General features: G+C 45.3%; 18 protein-coding genes, 1 tRNA gene and 1 other annotated feature. Of the genes, 6 read left to right on the forward strand and 13 right to left on the reverse strand.

The window, feature by feature from the left end; translation table 11 throughout:
* The first annotated feature begins 30 nt into the window (after positions 1-30).
* Positions 31-1,764, forward strand: a complete 1,734-nt coding sequence (locus tag GLO7428_RS03970) for an N-acetylmuramoyl-L-alanine amidase (RefSeq protein WP_081588050.1) — start codon at positions 31-33, stop codon at positions 1,762-1,764.
* A gap of 129 nt (positions 1,765-1,893) precedes the next feature.
* Positions 1,894-2,538 carry a Uma2 family endonuclease gene (locus GLO7428_RS03975; protein WP_015187272.1) on the forward strand — a complete coding sequence of 215 codons (645 nt, stop codon included), beginning with the start codon at positions 1,894-1,896 and terminating at the stop codon, positions 2,536-2,538.
* A gap of 10 nt (positions 2,539-2,548) precedes the next feature.
* On the opposite strand, the gene GLO7428_RS03980 is transcribed toward GLO7428_RS03975, so the two are convergent.
* From GLO7428_RS03980 to GLO7428_RS25865, 3 genes are read right to left on the reverse strand one after another with little or no spacing between them, the layout of a single operon-like run.
* Positions 2,549-3,028, reverse strand: coding sequence for a hypothetical protein (locus GLO7428_RS03980; protein ID WP_015187273.1), 480 nt, complete (start codon positions 3,026-3,028; stop codon positions 2,549-2,551).
* A gap of 22 nt (positions 3,029-3,050) precedes the next feature.
* Complete coding sequence (locus GLO7428_RS25860; protein WP_051038394.1) at positions 3,051-3,284, reverse strand: hypothetical protein; 234 nt, start codon at positions 3,282-3,284, stop codon at positions 3,051-3,053.
* Between the two features lie 45 nt (positions 3,285-3,329).
* Entirely contained in the window at positions 3,330-3,545 is a 216-nt protein-coding gene (locus tag GLO7428_RS25865) for a sucrase ferredoxin (RefSeq protein WP_051038395.1), read from the reverse strand.
* Between the two features lie 497 nt (positions 3,546-4,042).
* Between GLO7428_RS25865 and GLO7428_RS03990 the strand changes: the two genes are divergently transcribed.
* Positions 4,043-4,411 carry a hypothetical protein gene (locus GLO7428_RS03990; RefSeq protein WP_015187274.1) on the forward strand — a complete coding sequence of 123 codons (369 nt, stop codon included), beginning with the start codon at positions 4,043-4,045 and terminating at the stop codon, positions 4,409-4,411.
* A gap of 11 nt (positions 4,412-4,422) precedes the next feature.
* On the opposite strand, the gene GLO7428_RS03995 is transcribed toward GLO7428_RS03990, so the two are convergent.
* Positions 4,423-7,569 (reverse strand): efflux RND transporter permease subunit, encoded by a 3,147-nt coding sequence (locus GLO7428_RS03995; protein WP_015187275.1) that lies wholly within the window; start codon positions 7,567-7,569, stop codon positions 4,423-4,425.
* Positions 7,570-7,618: 49 nt separating this feature from the next.
* Positions 7,619-8,998 (reverse strand): efflux RND transporter periplasmic adaptor subunit, encoded by a 1,380-nt coding sequence (locus tag GLO7428_RS04000; RefSeq protein ID WP_015187276.1) that lies wholly within the window; start codon positions 8,996-8,998, stop codon positions 7,619-7,621.
* Positions 8,999-9,301: 303 nt separating this feature from the next.
* Here GLO7428_RS04000 and GLO7428_RS04005 point away from each other — a divergent pair, with 303 nt between their 5' ends.
* The 3 genes from GLO7428_RS04005 to GLO7428_RS04015 all read left to right on the forward strand — a co-directional run bounded on the left by GLO7428_RS04005 (position 9,302) and on the right by GLO7428_RS04015 (position 12,774).
* Positions 9,302-9,907, forward strand: coding sequence for a TetR/AcrR family transcriptional regulator (locus GLO7428_RS04005; RefSeq protein WP_015187277.1), 606 nt, complete (start codon positions 9,302-9,304; stop codon positions 9,905-9,907).
* 431 nt (positions 9,908-10,338) lie between these two features.
* Positions 10,339-10,875, forward strand: a complete 537-nt coding sequence (locus GLO7428_RS04010; RefSeq protein ID WP_015187278.1) for a GIY-YIG nuclease family protein — start codon at positions 10,339-10,341, stop codon at positions 10,873-10,875.
* A 183-nt stretch (positions 10,876-11,058) separates the two neighbouring features.
* Complete coding sequence (locus GLO7428_RS04015) at positions 11,059-12,774, forward strand: serine/threonine-protein kinase (RefSeq protein ID WP_015187279.1); 1,716 nt, start codon at positions 11,059-11,061, stop codon at positions 12,772-12,774.
* Positions 12,775-12,995: 221 nt separating this feature from the next.
* Here the strand turns inward: GLO7428_RS04015 and rplL are convergent, their stop codons facing one another.
* The 8 genes from rplL to rplS form a co-directional block, all read right to left on the reverse strand.
* Entirely contained in the window at positions 12,996-13,394 is a 399-nt protein-coding gene (gene rplL / locus GLO7428_RS04020; protein WP_015187280.1) for a 50S ribosomal protein L7/L12, read from the reverse strand.
* 52 nt (positions 13,395-13,446) lie between these two features.
* The gene (rplJ, locus tag GLO7428_RS04025; RefSeq protein ID WP_015187281.1) at positions 13,447-13,998 is read right to left on the reverse strand and encodes a 50S ribosomal protein L10; all 552 of its coding nucleotides are present in this window, start codon (positions 13,996-13,998) and stop codon (positions 13,447-13,449) included.
* Positions 13,999-14,031: 33 nt separating this feature from the next.
* Positions 14,032-14,203 (reverse strand) — a sequence feature (ribosomal protein L10 leader region).
* 66 nt (positions 14,204-14,269) lie between these two features.
* The gene (gene rplA, locus GLO7428_RS04030) at positions 14,270-14,983 is read right to left on the reverse strand and encodes a 50S ribosomal protein L1 (protein ID WP_015187282.1); all 714 of its coding nucleotides are present in this window, start codon (positions 14,981-14,983) and stop codon (positions 14,270-14,272) included.
* Between the two features lie 99 nt (positions 14,984-15,082).
* Positions 15,083-15,508 carry a 50S ribosomal protein L11 gene (rplK, locus tag GLO7428_RS04035; protein WP_015187283.1) on the reverse strand — a complete coding sequence of 142 codons (426 nt, stop codon included), beginning with the start codon at positions 15,506-15,508 and terminating at the stop codon, positions 15,083-15,085.
* A gap of 7 nt (positions 15,509-15,515) precedes the next feature.
* Positions 15,516-16,154: a transcription termination/antitermination protein NusG gene (nusG, locus tag GLO7428_RS04040; RefSeq protein WP_015187284.1), complete on the reverse strand. Its 639-nt coding sequence runs from the start codon at positions 16,152-16,154 to the stop codon at positions 15,516-15,518.
* Positions 16,151-16,375, reverse strand: coding sequence for a preprotein translocase subunit SecE (secE, locus tag GLO7428_RS04045; protein WP_015187285.1), 225 nt, complete (start codon positions 16,373-16,375; stop codon positions 16,151-16,153). The genes nusG and secE overlap by 4 nt, the downstream gene beginning before the upstream one ends.
* A 217-nt stretch (positions 16,376-16,592) precedes the next feature.
* Positions 16,593-16,665, reverse strand: a tRNA-Trp gene (locus GLO7428_RS04050).
* A gap of 94 nt (positions 16,666-16,759) precedes the next feature.
* Positions 16,760-17,122, reverse strand: a complete 363-nt coding sequence (gene rplS, locus GLO7428_RS04055) for a 50S ribosomal protein L19 (RefSeq protein ID WP_015187286.1) — start codon at positions 17,120-17,122, stop codon at positions 16,760-16,762.
* Positions 17,123-17,213: the final 91 nt, after the last annotated feature.

Consider the following 17,213-nt stretch of genomic DNA (forward strand, 5'->3'; position numbering starts at 1 on the left):
GCGATCAGATTAAGTTTATTTATTTCTGTCATGGCGTCTGCGCCAGCCTGGGCGAATCAATCGCTTTCGGTTGTGTATCCACCCAACGAGCATCAAACTACATCCGATCGCATTTTCTTGATTGGAACCGCACCGCTAGACGGAGAAGTATCGATCAATGGTAAGGCGATCGCTCGCAGTCGAGCAGGACATTTTGCTCCGAGTTTTCCTTTACAAGTGGGCGATAATGTGTTTACGCTGCGCTACCAGAATCAACAAGTTCAAGTTAAAGTGACGCGGCTATCCACAACGCCGGAAATTCCAGCCGGATTAGCGTTTGCGAAAGATTCTCTCACTCCAGCAGTTGATGTCGCCCGATTACCAGGAGAATTAATATGTTTCGGGGCGATTGCTCCTCCTAATGCTACAGTAACAGTTCAGATTGCGAATCAAAAAGTTCCCTTACTGCCACAACCGCAATTTCTTCAGCTACCACCCAACTCTGCCGCGTTAACGCAACAAAATCAACCGACAGTTTCATCTGTTACCGGACAATATCAAGGTTGTACCACATTGCCAGCTTTGGGTACTAACACGGCGATCGCCCATTCGATTCAACCGCAGTTTCAGCTAACAATTAACGGTAAAACGACAACGCAACTCAGTCCAGGGAAAATCTCAATTTTGTCCCCCGCGCAGCTAGAAGTTGCTGAAGTGGTTGCGGATGCTGGTATTGCGCGGACAGGTCCTAGTACTGATTATTCGCGCCTCACACCGTTACCGAAAGGAACCCGCGCGAGTATTACCGCTAAAGAAGGGGAGTGGTTGCGTCTTGATTACGGCGGTTGGATTAACGCGAAAGAAACAAGAATTATTTCTGGTGTCGTTCCACCGCGATCGCTGATTCGGAGTGCGATCGCGCGTCAAGTTGCAGGTGCAACCGAGATGATATTTCCATTGCAAGTTCCTGTACCCGTAAGCGTACAGCAAGGCGATCGCACATTAACGCTGACGCTCTACAACACCACTGCTCAAACCGATGTTATTCGTTTAGATGATAACCCGTTAATTTCGCGTCTAGATTGGCAACAGATCGCGCCAGAACAAGTGCAATACACCTTTAACCTCAAATCTGCCCAACAGTGGGGCTACAAGCTGCGATACGACAATACAAGCTTAGTCTTAACTTTACGCCATCCTCCTGCGAGTCAGGCTAAGCAGAACGTACCTTTAGCAGGAATTAAAATTCTTCTCGATCCAGGACACGGCGGGGCAGAATTAGGAGCAAGAGGACCAAATGGCTATCCTGAGAAAGAAATTAATTTGGTGATATCGAAATTAGTGCGCGATCAACTCGTGGCGCGGGGTGCGACGGTGTATATGACGCGCGAGGAAGATACTGAATTATCGTTAGGCGATCGCGTTGCGATGATTGATAAATTAGAACCGGCGATCGCGCTTTCACTGCATTACAATGCTTTACCTGATAGTGGTGATGCGATGAATACGCAAGGATTTGGTGCATTTTGGTATCATCCCCAAGCGCATAATCTCGCGGTATTTTTACACAACTACGTCGTGAATAAACTGCGTCGTCCTGCGTACGGAGTCTACTGGAATAACTTAGCACTCACCCGCCCAGCATCAGCGCCTTCGGTATTACTCGAACTAGGATTTATGATCAATCCCACCGAGTTTGAATGGATAGTCGATCCGCAAGCCCAAAGAAACTTAGCTGCTGCGATCGCTGAAGGAATTACCGAATGGTTTCGTGAGGTTCGATAGCATTGCAAAATGATTGGACAATGGGTAACAGGTAATAGGTAATCAATATTTAACAAAATTCTCGATGCGCCGATTACCAGTTACCAATTACCCGTCTTCGATGTATCTGAATTTTTACCACTTACAGATATGGTTTCCTCTCCAGCGTTAGCCGAACAAAGAGTTGTCTTAAGAAATATTAGTTGGCAAACATTTACAGCCATGCTCGATGAGATGGGTCAAGAACGAGCAACGCGTGTGGCTTATATTGATGGAATGTTAGAAATTATGACTCCTTTAGGAGAGCATGAAAATACGAATAGATTTGTTGAGCGACTGATTCACGCATTAGCAGAAGAAATGAATTTGAATATCAAAAGTTTTGGCTCCCTTACCTTAAAGCGCGAAAACATGAAACGTGGCGCTGAGCCTGATTCTTGTTACTATATTCAAAATGAGCCGCGTGTCAGAAATAAACGCAATATCGATCTAAATATCGATCCGCCGCCTGATTTGGTTCTAGAAATTGATATTACAAGTAGCTCGATTGATAAACGCCCAATTTATGCGGCTGTGGGTGTACCAGAGATTTGGCGGTATGATGGGCGATCGCTTCAGGTTTTTTTATTATCTCAGCTTGATTCAAGCTACACGCTTACTCAACAAAGTCCGACGTTTTCTATACTTGACTTGAACCTAGTTCCACAGCTAATTGCACAAAGTCTGATTGACGGCGAAACTCAAACGCTGCGTTCATTTCGGACATGGGTACAACAGCAGTTGTCATCTAAGTAAGAATGGATAATTACAAATTACGAATACGTTGTTGTCGCAGTTGTTGGGGTAAGCTTCGGAACCACAACCCAAGCGGAAATTGATAAAACTCAATCACCAACCAACCAACAATCGCTAAATGTGCGATGAAACCCAAGCTAGCCCATACATAAGGTAGCCAAGCTAAAGGCGTATCAGGAGTGGGAGGATGAATCAAAATCACCAGCCCAATTAAAGAGGGTGGAAGTAATACCAAGGCGATCGCTGCGAAAACGTACCCCCAACCAAGCTCAACGCCTTCCAAACGTGCGCTGTCCCAGTGTTTACCATTCCAGTTCCATATCAATGCTGGTTGGCGTGATGGCATTTTGATCTGCTGTTTTTCTAGATTAACTTCAAAAATTTGTTGACACAGGTTACACGCCATCGCATCCATCAAGGGTAAAGCTGCAATTTGCCCTAAACGACAGACGGGACATGAGTAAGAGTCGTGTAAATTCAACGGATTCATGAAAATATGTCAATGATGTTAATTACACAATGCGATATTGCTTGAGTGCGATCGCTTTCTCACCCGAATTCCCAGCACTCATCACCGAACCACATACTTCTACCCTAGCTTGATAAATACCAGTCGCGCCACTATCAGGTTCTGCAAACTCTAAACGAACTTCAGCCCAATGTGGATTCCACGTATCATTAACGGTATCTTGTGCCAAGATTTGCCCAGATTTATGATAGTTTAACCAATTCCAACCACGGTGCATCCAAAGCTCTCGCTCGACTATTTGCTCAAATTTCGTTAGTCCTGCCTAACCCCGATAAAATAGTCGGAGAACGGTAACGGGAGAATTGCGCAAAATAAGTGTAAAGAAAATTTGCCGTTCAAGGTGTCCCCAAACTTGTCCTGTGGGGAAATCAATCAAAGTTGTTGCAAACTGATGTCCGCCAAGGTACGAACAGCGCCAGACGCGCAGGTTTTCAAGCGTAGCAAATTCTTTCCGTAACTTCTCGTAAATCGAGCGCAAGCAACATCAATGTTTCCATGCGTACAAACCAAGATTTCGCGAATGTTTTGCGTTGATTGGCGATATTTCTCAAATTCGTTTAACGTTGTTTGCTGCAATAAAGCCGCGATTAATGGCTCAAGATCGCACGCTGGAACGAAAAATTCTTGTTTGTCAAATTGCGCAAAAGATTGACTAGGACGTTGGTAATAAAATACGCGGGTACATCCTGGAATCGAATATTGACGATCTGGGGCGATCGCAATTGCTATCAGTGCTAGCTCAATGCTATCCCCACCGTGAAACCACTACTAAAATGCTTCTCTAAGTGTGCGCTCGTCAACTTAGTTTCTCTAGCCCCGACTTTAGTCGGAAGGCGTCTACGTTTCATATCAAATGTGAGAAATTTGACAATTGATTCTGTCTGCGAGTAGATGTTTGTAAATTGTTGTATTTTGTATCTTAAGCTACAGAAAATATATAATTAAACTTAAACAACAAACATCTTTCGAGGAATCATGGCAGTACTTTACAAAGACTCTTCGCACGTAGATAGGCACCTAGAAAGCATGATGGCTTCCTTGGCGCATCGTCTAGAAGTTGCCAAAGCAACAAACAATATTCAACTTGCGAGATTATTAGAGCGCGAAGCGCAACAACTGACAATTGTTGGTACATCAAGTCAGCGATTTAAGTTAAATGCTTGGTTAAAAAACTTGAAACAGAATGTTGCGGCGCTTTTTGCGAGTTCTACGCCGCAAGTACATGAATTTGTCAATGGTAGCGATCGCTGGTGGTACACCATTAACCCGCGCACAGGTGAATTTGTGTATGCGGATTCAGAAGCTGAACTGCGTCTATGGATTAAGGATTGCACTCACTCATAACTGAGAGACGCTTAACCATCAGTTGCATCAGATTTAGACCAACCGAAGCGATCGCGCACGCTTTCCTCAAGTGAAACAACGACAACGTAGAGTACAGGAATGATAAACAACGATAAAAACGTTGCTACTAGCATTCCGCCAAAAACCGCAGTTCCTAATGACTGACGGCTACCAGCGCCCGCACCTGTCGCCACAACCAAAGGAAAGATACCAACCAAGGTAGAAATTGCTGTCATCAAAATTGGGCGCAAGCGTTCCCGCGCCGCTTCAATCGCAGCTTTGACGAGTGGTAATCCCTCAGCGCGCAGTTGGTTCGCGAACTCGACGATGAGAATCGAGTTTTTACTTGCTAAACCAATCAACATGACTAACCCCACCTGACAGTAAACATCATTAATTAAACCGCGCAACGACTGGGCAATTAATGCACCTAAAATTGCGAGTGGCACTGCCAGCATGATAATAAAGGGGTCGATAAAGTTTTCGTACTGCGCTGCCAAGACTAAGAAGACAAAGACTAATCCTAAACCAAAGATAATCGGGGCTTGTCCGCCAGATTCAATTTCTTCCAACGATGTCCCTGACCATTGATAGTCTAATCCAGGCGGTAAGACATTCGCTGCGACGTCTTCCATCGCTTGAATCGCATCACCTGAACTATATCCTTGTGCAGGTGAACCCGTAATTTCAATCGACCGGAATAAATTAAAGTGATTAATCGTTTGCGCACCTGTTTCCGGAGTCAGCGAAACAAGATTACTTAGTGGAATCATTTCTCCTAATGCCGATCGCACGTACAAACGACTAATATCTCCTGGACTCGAACGGAATTGCTGATCGGCTTGTACGTAAACTCGATAATTGCGCTGTCCTAAGGTAAAGTCGTTGACATATTGTGAGGCGATCGCCGTCTGTAGTGTATTTAAAATATCATCAACTGAAACTTGCAGTGCTTTAGCCGTATTGCGGTCGATATCAATCGATAATTTAGGCGTACTCGCGGCGAAAGTTGTAAATACTTGCTGCAAACCTGGAGTTTGGTTGGCTTGCGCCATGATTTGTCCAGCCGCTTGCACGAGTGCGTTAAGGTCATTTACACCACGGCGATCTTGCAATTGAAAGCTGAATCCGCCGAATGTTCCTAATCCTTGAATCGCTGGGGGATTGAGTGGCAAAATTCTTGCTTCGGTAATTGTGGCAAATCGACCAAACAGTTGACCAATAATTGCATCAACCGATTGTCCTGGTTCGCGGCGTTCTTCCCACGGTCTGAGACTAGAAAATACAATTCCGTTATTGGCACTACTACCAGTAAAACTAAAGCCTGCGACCGCAAAGCTAGATGTAATTTCAGGAATTTGCTGAAGTTCTTTTTCTACACGCGCAATCACATCACTCGTGTAGTTAAGCGAAACGCCTTCGGGTGCTTGCACAAGCGTAATAAAGTAGCCTTGGTCTTCCTCAGGTAAAAAGCCTGAGGGGACGCGCGCAAACATCCATGCGGTCAAGCCTAACGATAAGATAAATATACCCAGCACGATCATTTTGAACCGCATGAGCGTACGGAGCGATCGCGCATAACTGCGTTGCGAACTATCCAAAAAACGATTGAAGCGATCGAAAAACCATGCTAACCAGCGTGGGGGATGTTGCCCTTGTCGCAATAGTTTTGCCGACATTGAGGGTGTAAATGTCAGTGCGAGGAAGGTTGATACGGTGATGGAAAACGCAATTGTTAGCGCAAACTGACGATACAGCGCGCCTGTAGAACCAGGAAAAAACGCCACAGGCACAAACACTGCCATCAACACCAGCGAAGTTGCAATAACCGCACTCGTTAACTCGCGCATCGACTCAATCGCAGCCGCGCGCGGGTTCATTCCCTTATCTTGAATTAGACGGGAAATATTTTCGACAACGATAATTGCGTCATCAACGACCATCCCTGTCGCAAGCGTTAAACCGAATAGCGTTAAGGTATTAATCGAAAATCCAAAAACTTGCACGAAGATGAATGTACCGAGTAGCGAAGCGGGAATTGTGATTGCCGGAATCAGGGTAGTACGCCAGTCTTGCAGAAAGATGAAAATGATTAAAACAACAAGTGCGATCGCCTGAATCAACGTCGTGGCAACTTCAGTGAGCGATTGCTGTACGAATGCTGTTGTATCAAACGCAATTTGGTACTCCATCCCTGGTGGAAACCGCTGCGCAAGTTGTGCTAATTCGGCTTTTACCGCTGCGGCAACTTCGAGCGCGTTACTTCCAGGAAGTTGAGAAATTCCTAATCCTGTTGCCTCAATTCCCTGAAATCGCAAAATGGTGCTGTAGTCTTGTGCGCCAAGTTCAACGCGCCCCACATCGCGAAACCGCACGAGTGAACCATTTTCTTCAGTTCGCAAAATCAAATCCTCGAACTGCGAAACATCGTTAAACTGCGTGCGCGCTTCTAAATCTAACTGATACTGTTGTTCGTTGGGAATTGGCGGTTGTCCGAGTTGCCCTGCTCCTACTTGGATATTTTGCTCATTAAGTGCGTTAACGACATCCTGCATTGTCAACGCCCGACTTGCCAATCGTTCCGGATCGACCCACAATCGCATTGCATAACGGCGTTCTCCAAAAACTTGCACGTCACTCACGCCTTGAATGCGTCGGAGGGCATCGACAATATAAAGGTCAGCGTAGTTACTCAAGAAGGTATTCGTATACTGACCGTTGTCTGAGAAAAGCCCGATCGCCATTAAGAACCCCGTTGACTGCTTCAGTACCCTGACTCCGGTGCGCTGCACACTTTCGGGTAGTTGGGGTTGTACAGTCGCGACGCGGTTTTGTACGTCTACAGCAGCAAGGTCGATATTGCGTCCCGTTTCAAACGTGAGATTAATCGAGCTATTGCCGTTGTTACTACTCGATGAGGAAATGTAACGTACGCCTTCTGCGCCGTTGACTGCCTGCTCTAGAATGTTTGTTACTGTATTTTCAACAACTTCGGCACTCGCTCCGATGTAGTTCGCTGTGACTGTTACTTGCGGTGGGGCAATCTCTGGATACTGCGCGATCGGTAAGTTCGGAATACTCGCCGCGCCCAATAAGACAACAATGATGGCGCAGACGATCGAGACCACAGGGCGTTTGATGAACAGTTCGACAAACATATAGTAGGGTTCAAGGGTCAGAGGTCAGGGGTCAGAGATCAGGAGGGTACTACGGTGTATTGGCTCCTACAGGTTGAGACATAGCGGTAGTCGGTATGATGGGCGCACCATCCATAAGATTGAGAATTCCAGAAACCACAACTTGATCTCCTGGTTCTACACCCGAAAGAACTTGATAACTGTTACCTTGCAGACTACCGAGCTTCACGGGGCGTTGTCGAGCAATAAGTTTTGGTGCGGCTGGTGCATCACCCCCTGGTTGTGGAGTTTCAGCAACGAAGACGAAAGGTTCTCCGGCTAAGCGCGTGATTGCCGTTGTCGGAATCAAAACTCCTGGTTGTTCCGACCAAATTACTCTAGCGCGCACAAATTGACCGTCTCTGAGTTGTCCTTCTGAATTACTAAAAGTTGCTTTTGCCAAAATGCTTTGCGCGTTGGGATCTACTCGCGGTGCAATAAAGCTAATTTCTCCAGTAGTAATGATGTCTCCCTGCGTGTCAGTTAATTCTACTTGTTGACCTTGGCGTAAGTCTGGCGCGCGTTCTAGAGGAATTGATAGCCGCAGTTCTAGCGGATTATTTTGAGTTACTGTGGTGAGTGTATCACCACTTGTTACAACATCGCCAAGACGTACAGGAATATCGCCGACAATGCCGCTAAACGGTGCCGTGATTGTCGTTTCTTGAAGTTCGGCGGTGGCGCGTTGAGCATTCGCTTGTGCCTGCTGTAATCCCGCCTCGGCTTCTTGCAAGCTTGCCCGCGCCGCTTGAATGCGACGGTTGATCGCGTTGAGGTTTGCTTGCGCCGTGCGGCGATCGCGGACAACACTATCTAATTGCTGTCTTGGTAACGCGCCTTGATTCACTAAAACTGAAATTCGCCGAAATTCTTCGTTTTGAAGGTCAACTTCTGCCTGTTGGGCGATGCGCTCGGCTTCTAGTGCCTCAATTTGTGACTGCGCGTTAGCACGAATCGCCCGCGCTGAATTAATGCTTGCTTGGACGCTTGCCAAGTTTGCTTGCTGTTGATCGGGTCGCAGTTGAACAAGTGGTGTTCCTGCACTGACGCGATCGCCAGAGGAGACAAGAATTCTACTAACTCGCCCTGTCACTTCGGGACGCAAGACAACCGCGCGCTGTGATTCGAGTGAGCCAATAAAGTCCGTAGCGTTTTCTACGGTTGTTGTTTCCAACGTTTCTAACCTGACAGGAATTCCCTGCGGTTGTCCGGCTGCGGGACCTTGAACATCGCTGCGGCTACTCACCCACCACCGCCAGCCAAACCCCAAGCCAGTTAATAAAATAACTGCACTCATAATTGCAATCCAGCGATTACGACGTTTTGATCTCGACCGAGTCGGTTTTGTTCTTCGTGGTGACTCAGAAGTTTGCTCAGGTGCTCCTGGGTAATCGGAATTAGATTGCGCCATACGTTGTGCTCTATCCCTTGTTTTCAGAATCAAAATTGTCCAACGAATGCAACGAAATCGCGTTACCCATTGGTCGATCTAGACACGATCGCCGCTGAGTACAAAGACTGCTTAACACCTGTGGTGACAGCGGCAACTAAACTTTAAAAAACTTTTAAAATTATAATACGATACGGCATCGTATTACAATAAAAATGTTGACAGAGGATTAGCTAGCGATTATCAAGCTGTGCAATATCGTCTGATAAGATAACGTTATGAGAGGTTATCCTTGAGCGACATGAGATACGAATACTTTTGATTATGATCAGTCAAACAACAAAAAGCTCACCAGGACGACCCCGAAGTATTGAAGTACATCAAGCAATTTTACAAGCGACGCTCGATTTGTTGGCAGAAGTCGGATATCAGGGCTTAAGTATTGAAGCGATCGCAGCGCGTGCCGGCGTTGGAAAAGCAACTATTTATCGTCGTTACGATTCTAAAGAAGAGTTAATTGCCGAAGCTATTGAATGTAATCGACCGCAACTTACTATACCAGATACAGGAAGCCTTTGGACTGACCTAGAAGAGGTACACAAACAAGCTGCGGAACTTGACCTCTCACCCCTCGGTCGTCAAACGATTGCCATGATTATTAGCCTGGCGTCAACAATCCCACAGTTCGCTGAAATTTATTGGAAAAAATATGTCATACCTCGGCGAAAAGCCGCCTCGATCATCTTTAAGCGTGCCAAAGCAAGAGGTGAAATGTCTCCAGATGTTGACCCCGACTTGATTTGTGATTTGATGACAGGATTGCTGTTTAAGTCAATTCTTTTCCAACCTGAAACCGAGGAAATCGAAAGTTATATGCGTCGTGCTTTGGATTTTCTGCTTCAAGGTGTCACCTCAAAGCCATCACAATAACTATTTAACACTCGCACTCAGGGTTCTCAAGAAATATTAAATTTCATCATAATTCTTAATATTTAGAAAGTTTGTTTCTAGCTGACAAAACATACAAAATCTTCTACGCTAGTTTAGATAACTCTGAATAAAATAATATTTTTACACTTAATTTGTTTAATGCCACTAAGGATTTTAATAGCTTTAACAATAGTCTGATAATCAATACTAAAATAGCAATACACTTATTTGATTTAGTAAAAGCTGAGATATCCTTGCGGCGGATAGCCACTTGATCAAAGCATAATCAATTAATCTTGAAAAGAAAGATCGCTTGAACTAAGGAAATCTCAGATATCAGTAGATTACGTTATTATTAACTTCCATTATTTATGTTTGAAGCATTCTTTCAACTTATTTGTTTGTGTAATAATTATCACCTTAAATAAGTAATGACTATAGATACAAATACTTCTTTAGCAGAGCTAGAGTATCTTGCATATATTGACGCTAATGGTCAATTACCAGAAGGATTTCAAAATCAAGTCGGCGTGTATGCAATTTTTGACCGCGATCGCGTGTTGCAATTTGTAGGATACTCGCGCGATGTATATCTAAGCCTTAAGCAACATTTGGTACGTCAGCCAGAAAAATGCTACTGGCTGAAAGTTCAAACCATTAATCGTCCTAGTCGGACAGTTTTAGAAGAAATTAAGGAAGCTTGGATAGCAGAAAATAGCTCAATTCCTCCAGGTAACGTAGCTAATACAACACCGTGGAATGAACCAATTGATGCTAAATTAGCGATGACCGCTGATGAGCAAACTAGCTATCAAGCAAGCGACGAATTGATCCAAATAAAACTCCTAAAAAGCGTAGCCCGCCGAGTAGAAGCAACAGTACTATCAAATCTAGAATCGCGTGGTGTAAAAGTACCGATTCGCTTTAACCCAAAACTCAAGGAAAAAGGGATTTTAGATTTAACCTAACTAAGTTAATGGCAAAAGGTAATTGAACGATATTATAAGTTTTCCGCCTGCTCTAGCCAAGCTTACCGTTGTATGGCAGCTTCCAGCCAAAGCAGTTTATTGTATTGTGGAGGATAGAAGCTCAATCTTAACTGTAAGTGAACTTACGGTTAAGCTAAGTGATCGCTTGAAACAAACTCCGTGATGACAACGCTGTTAAACAGTCGCTATCAAATTATTCAGGTGCTAGGTTCGGGTGGGTTTGGCGAAACCTTTCTAGCAGAAGATACGTATATGCCTTCACGCCGCCGATGTGTGATTAAGCAACTCAAGCCGGTAGTGAACGATCCTAGTATGTATCAAGTGATTCAACAGAGATTTCAGCGCGAAGCGGCAACGTTGGAAGCTTTAGGTGAAGGAAGTTCGCAAATTCCTAACTTGTATGCTTATTTCTCAGAACACGGTCAGTTTTTTTTAGTTCAAGAGTGGATTCCTGGTCAAACGCTTGCGAGTAAGGTAGCAACTGAAGGACCACTTAGCGAAGATGTTGTTCGCAAAATCTTAGTTAGCTTGCTGCAAGTACTAAATTATGTACACAGTCAAGGAATTATTTACCGCGATATTAAACCTGACAATATTATTTTGCGCGAGTCTAACAACCAGCCAGTGCTGATTGATTTTGGTGCTGTCAAAGAAACAATGGCGACAGCGATCAATTCACAAGGCAAAGTGACTCAGACAATGGTGATTGGAACTCCTGGATTTATGTCGCCAGAACAAGCAGCGGGAAGACCTGTGTATGCTAGCGATATTTATAGCTTGGGCTTAACTGCAATTTATCTACTTACAGGAAAACTACCTCAAGAGTTAGAGACATCGTCGAATGAAGAAATTTTTTGGCAGCGCGATGTTCCTCATGTGAGTCCAAAGCTAGCAGCAGTCATCAGCAAAGCAGTTCAGTATCATCCGCGCGATCGCTACACGACTGCAATGAAAATGTTGGAAGACTTGCAGTCGATTAGCCATATTGCCAATACGCATAAGCAAAAGGCAACGCTATTTATTCCTAACATGACTCGTCAGCGTACGGTCATAAATCCTGCGCAAACATCGCCCGTTAGCGCGTATCCATCGCGAAAAAACAATTGGTTAATCTTGGCAGTTGGTGGTTTACTTGTAGGAGGTTTAGCCGCGATCGCACTTTTTACAAGTTTTCGCCAACAACCCGAAGCAGCATTTGATGACACAACACCGCCAGAAGTTATTCCTGAACCTTCCATTGCAACAAATCCGATACCAGAACGATCGCCATCACCAACCGCGCCAATTGCAGCATCACCGATACTTCCACCTGTAAAGTCTCCTACGCCACCTCCGCCGCTATTTCCATCACCCACCGAGGAGGAACCTCTTTCCCAAACGCCAGTTCCAACCCAAGAACCACAACAACCAGAGGTAACACCACCCCCAGCGCCTTCACCATCACCAGTTGCGCCCCCTCCACAAGAAAATGTATCGGGAATTCCTGGATTTCCTACAGGTACCTCCGAAAGCCAAGTTCGAGCAAAACTCGGCAATCCAACGAAAACGGCTAGAGGTATTTGGGGTAATACGCGTGCCGCAATTTATGACATCAAGCCTAACCAAGTTACCTTAGGCTATCTATTCGATCGCAATTCTGGACGTCTGCGACAAACCGAAGTTTCTTTTGCTCAATCAGTCGATACGCAAGTTATGCAAGAAACTTTGCAGCAAATGTTAGATGGTAATGCTTCTACTGAGATTAATGAAGGACTACAGCAAGTTTATCAACGCCGTATCAATCGTTACTCGTTTAATACGGGTGGATTGAAAGGAGTCATCGAACGCAACGATCGCGATCGCATTTATATCGGCGTATGGGATGCTGACTTACACTAGATTTTGTATCTAAAAAATTGCGAATAAATTCACCACTAAATAAACAAAGTCCACCTGCGTGGACTTACTCATGAAAATATAACTCATATTGTGCTACCTTGCACACTTCGTTTGGATAGCCCCGAAGAAAATTGTAGGGCATCTGTAATTCAGAATCTTCTCCCCCAGAATTGGGGGAGACTGAGAGGGGGCTAGAGTGGGGCTAGAGTCGATCAGATTAATTACTTGACAGTAACTTTAGCACCTGCTTCTTCAAGCTGCTTCTTCGCGTCTTCAGCCGCATCTTTGGCAATAGCTTCTTTCACTGGCTTGGGTGTAGATTCTACCAAGTCTTTGGCTTCTTTTAGACCTAAACCAGTCAATGTACGTACGACTTTAAGAACTGCAATCTTCTTATCCGCAGGTACTTCGTCCAGAATGACGTCAAACTCGGTCTGTTCTTCGACTTCCTCCGCAGGTGCAGCCGCAGCAGCACCAGGCGCAGCCATCATCATCATTCCACCAGCAGGCGCAGCAGCGCTGACACCAAAAGCTTCTTCAATTTGCTTGACTAACTCAGCAGCTTCTAGCAGAGTTAAAGACTTGAGTTGTTCTAAAATTTGATCGGTTGCAGCAGACATTAATTAACTCCTGTAATGTTTAGTTGTTTCCACAAAACGCAATAAGCTCTAGCTATGCAGCATCGCTTTGCGCACCATCGTTTTGGTCTTTCTCTGAGACTGCTTGGATACTGCGACCCAGCGAAGCAGGAACTTCGTTGATTCCCACAGCAATCTTGGTTGCTAGCGCATTAATTGCTCCAGCAATTTGAGCAATAAGCTGTTCTTTTGATGGCAGGTCTGCAAGTGCTTTGATATCAGGCTCTTTTAAAACCCGACCTTCCATAACGCCGCCACGCAATTGCGTTTTTTTGCTGGCTTTTTGGAAGTCCTGATACGCCTTAATTGCACCACTAACGTCTTCTTTGACTAGTAAAAAAGCAGAAGCACCTTGGAGCAATTCTGACATCGGTTGCCAGTTTTCCTGACCATCGATCGCAATACCCATGAAGGTATTTTTGGTCACTTTGCACGTTGTGCCTGTAGGACGCAATCGCCGCCGCAGATCGGTAATCTCAGCAACGGTAAGTCCTTGGTAATCTATAACAAGCGCTAACTGCGACTGACTCAAACTTTCCTTAAGTTCAGCAACAATTTCTTGCTTGTTTTCTAGCGTTCTACCCATCTTTGTCTCACCTCCTTAACTTGTGCGTGCCGATACTCAAAGCAAAAACCCCAGCTTTATCAGCCAGGGTTCAGCAGGTTATACCTCTGCTGCCATGCCACTTTGTCGTTCACACGAGTGACATTCGAGCAATTGAGTTACAAACCTCGGCAGGGTATTAAGCTTTGAAAGCTCCTGCTGTCTCTGGCTTTGTCTATTTAATTTGAAAGGGTCAGGGATTTAAGCTGACGCTTACATGAACATTCTCTGACCTCTAACCTCGGATCTCTCATCAAGCAGCTTCAGATTTCATATCGCGCAGGGCATTGATATCCACTTGGATTGATGGTCCCATTGTTGCCGATACGAACATTGTCCGCCAGTAACGACCTTTGGCACCTGAAGGACGATTGCGGTCAATAGTCTCCTGCAAAGCCTTGAGATTCACCAATAAATCTTCTGGTGAGAAGGACGCCTTACCAAACATAACATGAACAATTCCTGTGCGATCGGCACGAAACTCTAATTTACCTGCTTTGAAATCGGCGATCGCTTGTGTCACGTCAAAAGTCACAGTCCCACCTTTAGGGGAAGGCATCAAGCCGCGCGGACCTAGAAGTCTTCCAAGTCTTGCTACCTGCGGCATCACATCAGGTGTCGCAATTAACCGATCGAAGTCCATGCGACCTTGTTGAATTTCATCAATCAGTTCTTCCGATCCAACCACATCAGCACCCGCGTTGGTTGCTTCGGTGACTTTTTCTCCTCGCGCAATCACTGCCACCCGTACCACTTGCCCAGTACCTTTGGGTAGCGCTACTGTTGTCCGTAGTTGCTGGTCAGTGTATTTAGGATCAATTCCCAAGCGAATGTGAGCTTCTGCGGCTTCAGCAAACTTCGCTGTCGCAGTTTCTTTTAATAAGCTCAGCGCTTCTATTGGTTGATAAGGTCTATCTTCAACTTTTGTTCGCAGTTCTTGCATCCGGCGAGATTCTTTTTTCGCCATTTTTTTCTCCCTTGGGGTCTATTAGCGAAGCGCGGCTTCTCCCCCGCTATACGTGTACATTAAAGCTTTAAATCTAATGCTAGAGAACGATCCTAGCAATTAATCTACAACCGTCACACCCATATTGCGGGCAGTTCCGGCAACGATCTTCATTGCTGCCTCAATATCATTTGCGTTGAGGTCTGGCATTTTTGTTTGGGCAATTTCTTGCAATTGTGCGCGGCTAATCTTACCAACTTTCTTTTTGTTTGGTTCGTTTGAGCCTCGCTCGATACCAGCAGCTTTGCTAATCAATACTGAAGCTGGTGGCGTCTTGAGTACAAATGTGAAACTACGGTCTTCATAAACCGAAATTTCAACGGGGATGACCATTCCGGCTTGATCTGCGGTTCTGGCGTTGTATTCTTTGCAGAACATCATGATATTAACGCCATGCTGACCAAGCGCTGGACCCACCGGAGGTGCTGGGTTTGCTTTTCCTGCGGTCAGAGCCAGCTTAATGACCGCAACAACTTTTTTTGCCATTCTCTCGTTAGCCTTGTTTCTGAACCTGATTAAACTCCAATTCAACTGGCGTGTCACGTCCAAAGATTGAAAGTAGCGCTTTCAGCTTACTCCGTTCTGGACTAACTTCGACCACTTCACCCTCAAAGTCTTTAAATGGACCTGAAAGTACGACAATTTTATCGCCAGCTGCCATATCAATTTTAACGACTGGCTCTTGCTCAGTTGTCTGTTTAAATATCCGTTCGACTTCTGTATGACTCAGCGCTACTGGTTTAACGTGACCGCGTCCTCTACCCGTACCTTTTCTTTGCTCCGCGCCGACAAAGTTGATGACGTGAGGTGTATTCTTGACAACCTGCCAGGTGTCATCATCCATTGCCATCTTCACGAGTACGTAGCCAGGAAACACTTTTTCTTCGGTATGCTGTCTGCTACCGTCTTTGCGGATTTTGACTGCGGGGGTTTGTGGAATTTCGACGCGAGCAATCCGCTCGGCAACATCAAAAGTTTGCGCCCGTCGCTCAATGTCTGCTTTGACTCGTTTTTCACAGCCTGAAGCGACCTGAACTGCATACCAGCGCGCAGCAATATGAGGCAAATTTTCTGTTGCCTCTACTGTATCCTGTACTTGATTGGGATTACCTAGTTCGTCTTCTAATGTCATCGAAACACCTGTCCTGCTGCCCAAGCAAAGAAGCCATTAACCAGATAAATAAAAGTCGCGGATAAGACTACCATCGACAATACAGCGGCTGATTCGCTGACAAGTTGCTGTCTGCTAGGCCATACAACTTTGTCGAATTCTTCTTTAGTTCCACGAAAGAAGTTGCCAAGATTACCTCCATTTTTGGATTCTTGGACTTCGACTTCATTTTTCTTGTTCACGAGCAATCGTCTCCCCAATCACAATGCAGCTATGACATGAATTCCTGCAATTACAAACACTACAATTGTCTGCTTCGCGAGACGCTCTTAGTCATACTTACCAAAATAATTTTACCCGAAAGTTATACTTCTTGGCGCTAGAATAGCACTGCATACTGCTTTCGGGTTCTGCATAAGGATAAATGTGCTACACCTAGCAGGGGTAGATCCTGCGCAGCGCGCCCTGGAGGACTTGAACCCCCGACATCAGGTTTTGGAGACCTGCGTTCTACCAACTGAACTAAGAGCGCACAATTTGCTGTAGCTATAGCCACTAACTTATAGTGTAACGCAATTTGAGTCCGAATGCACAAAATTGTGACTTGAATTCAAATTTGCTGCTATCTACAAAGCACGGTCGAACCGTTGTTTGACGCGAGTCGCTTTACCAACGCGATCGCGTAAGTAGTATAACTTGGCGCGACGTACTTTACCACGACGTAGCACCTTGATGCTTGCAACACGCGGTGAATGTAAAAGAAAAACTCGCTCTACGCCTACTCCTTGAAAGATTCGCCGGACAGTTATTGTCTCGTTAATTCCGCCATTGCGTTTAGCAATGACTATCCCTTCGTAAGGTTGAGTACGTTCTTTGCCGCCCTCTTGAATGACGACTCCCACCCTAACCGTATCGCCGACATAGATATCAGGTACATCCGACTTCAATTGCTCCGCTTCGATCGAGCGGATGATTTCTTGCGCGTTCATAGCCTTATGAAAAACTCACAATCATCCATATTAGCTCGACATTTGTGTTTGAGTCTAGTGAGCGAGCGATAGTTCGTGTCAGATGATTAAA

The organism is Gloeocapsa sp. PCC 7428 (assembly GCF_000317555.1).
Lineage (GTDB): Bacteria > Cyanobacteriota > Cyanobacteriia > Cyanobacteriales > Chroococcidiopsidaceae > Chroogloeocystis.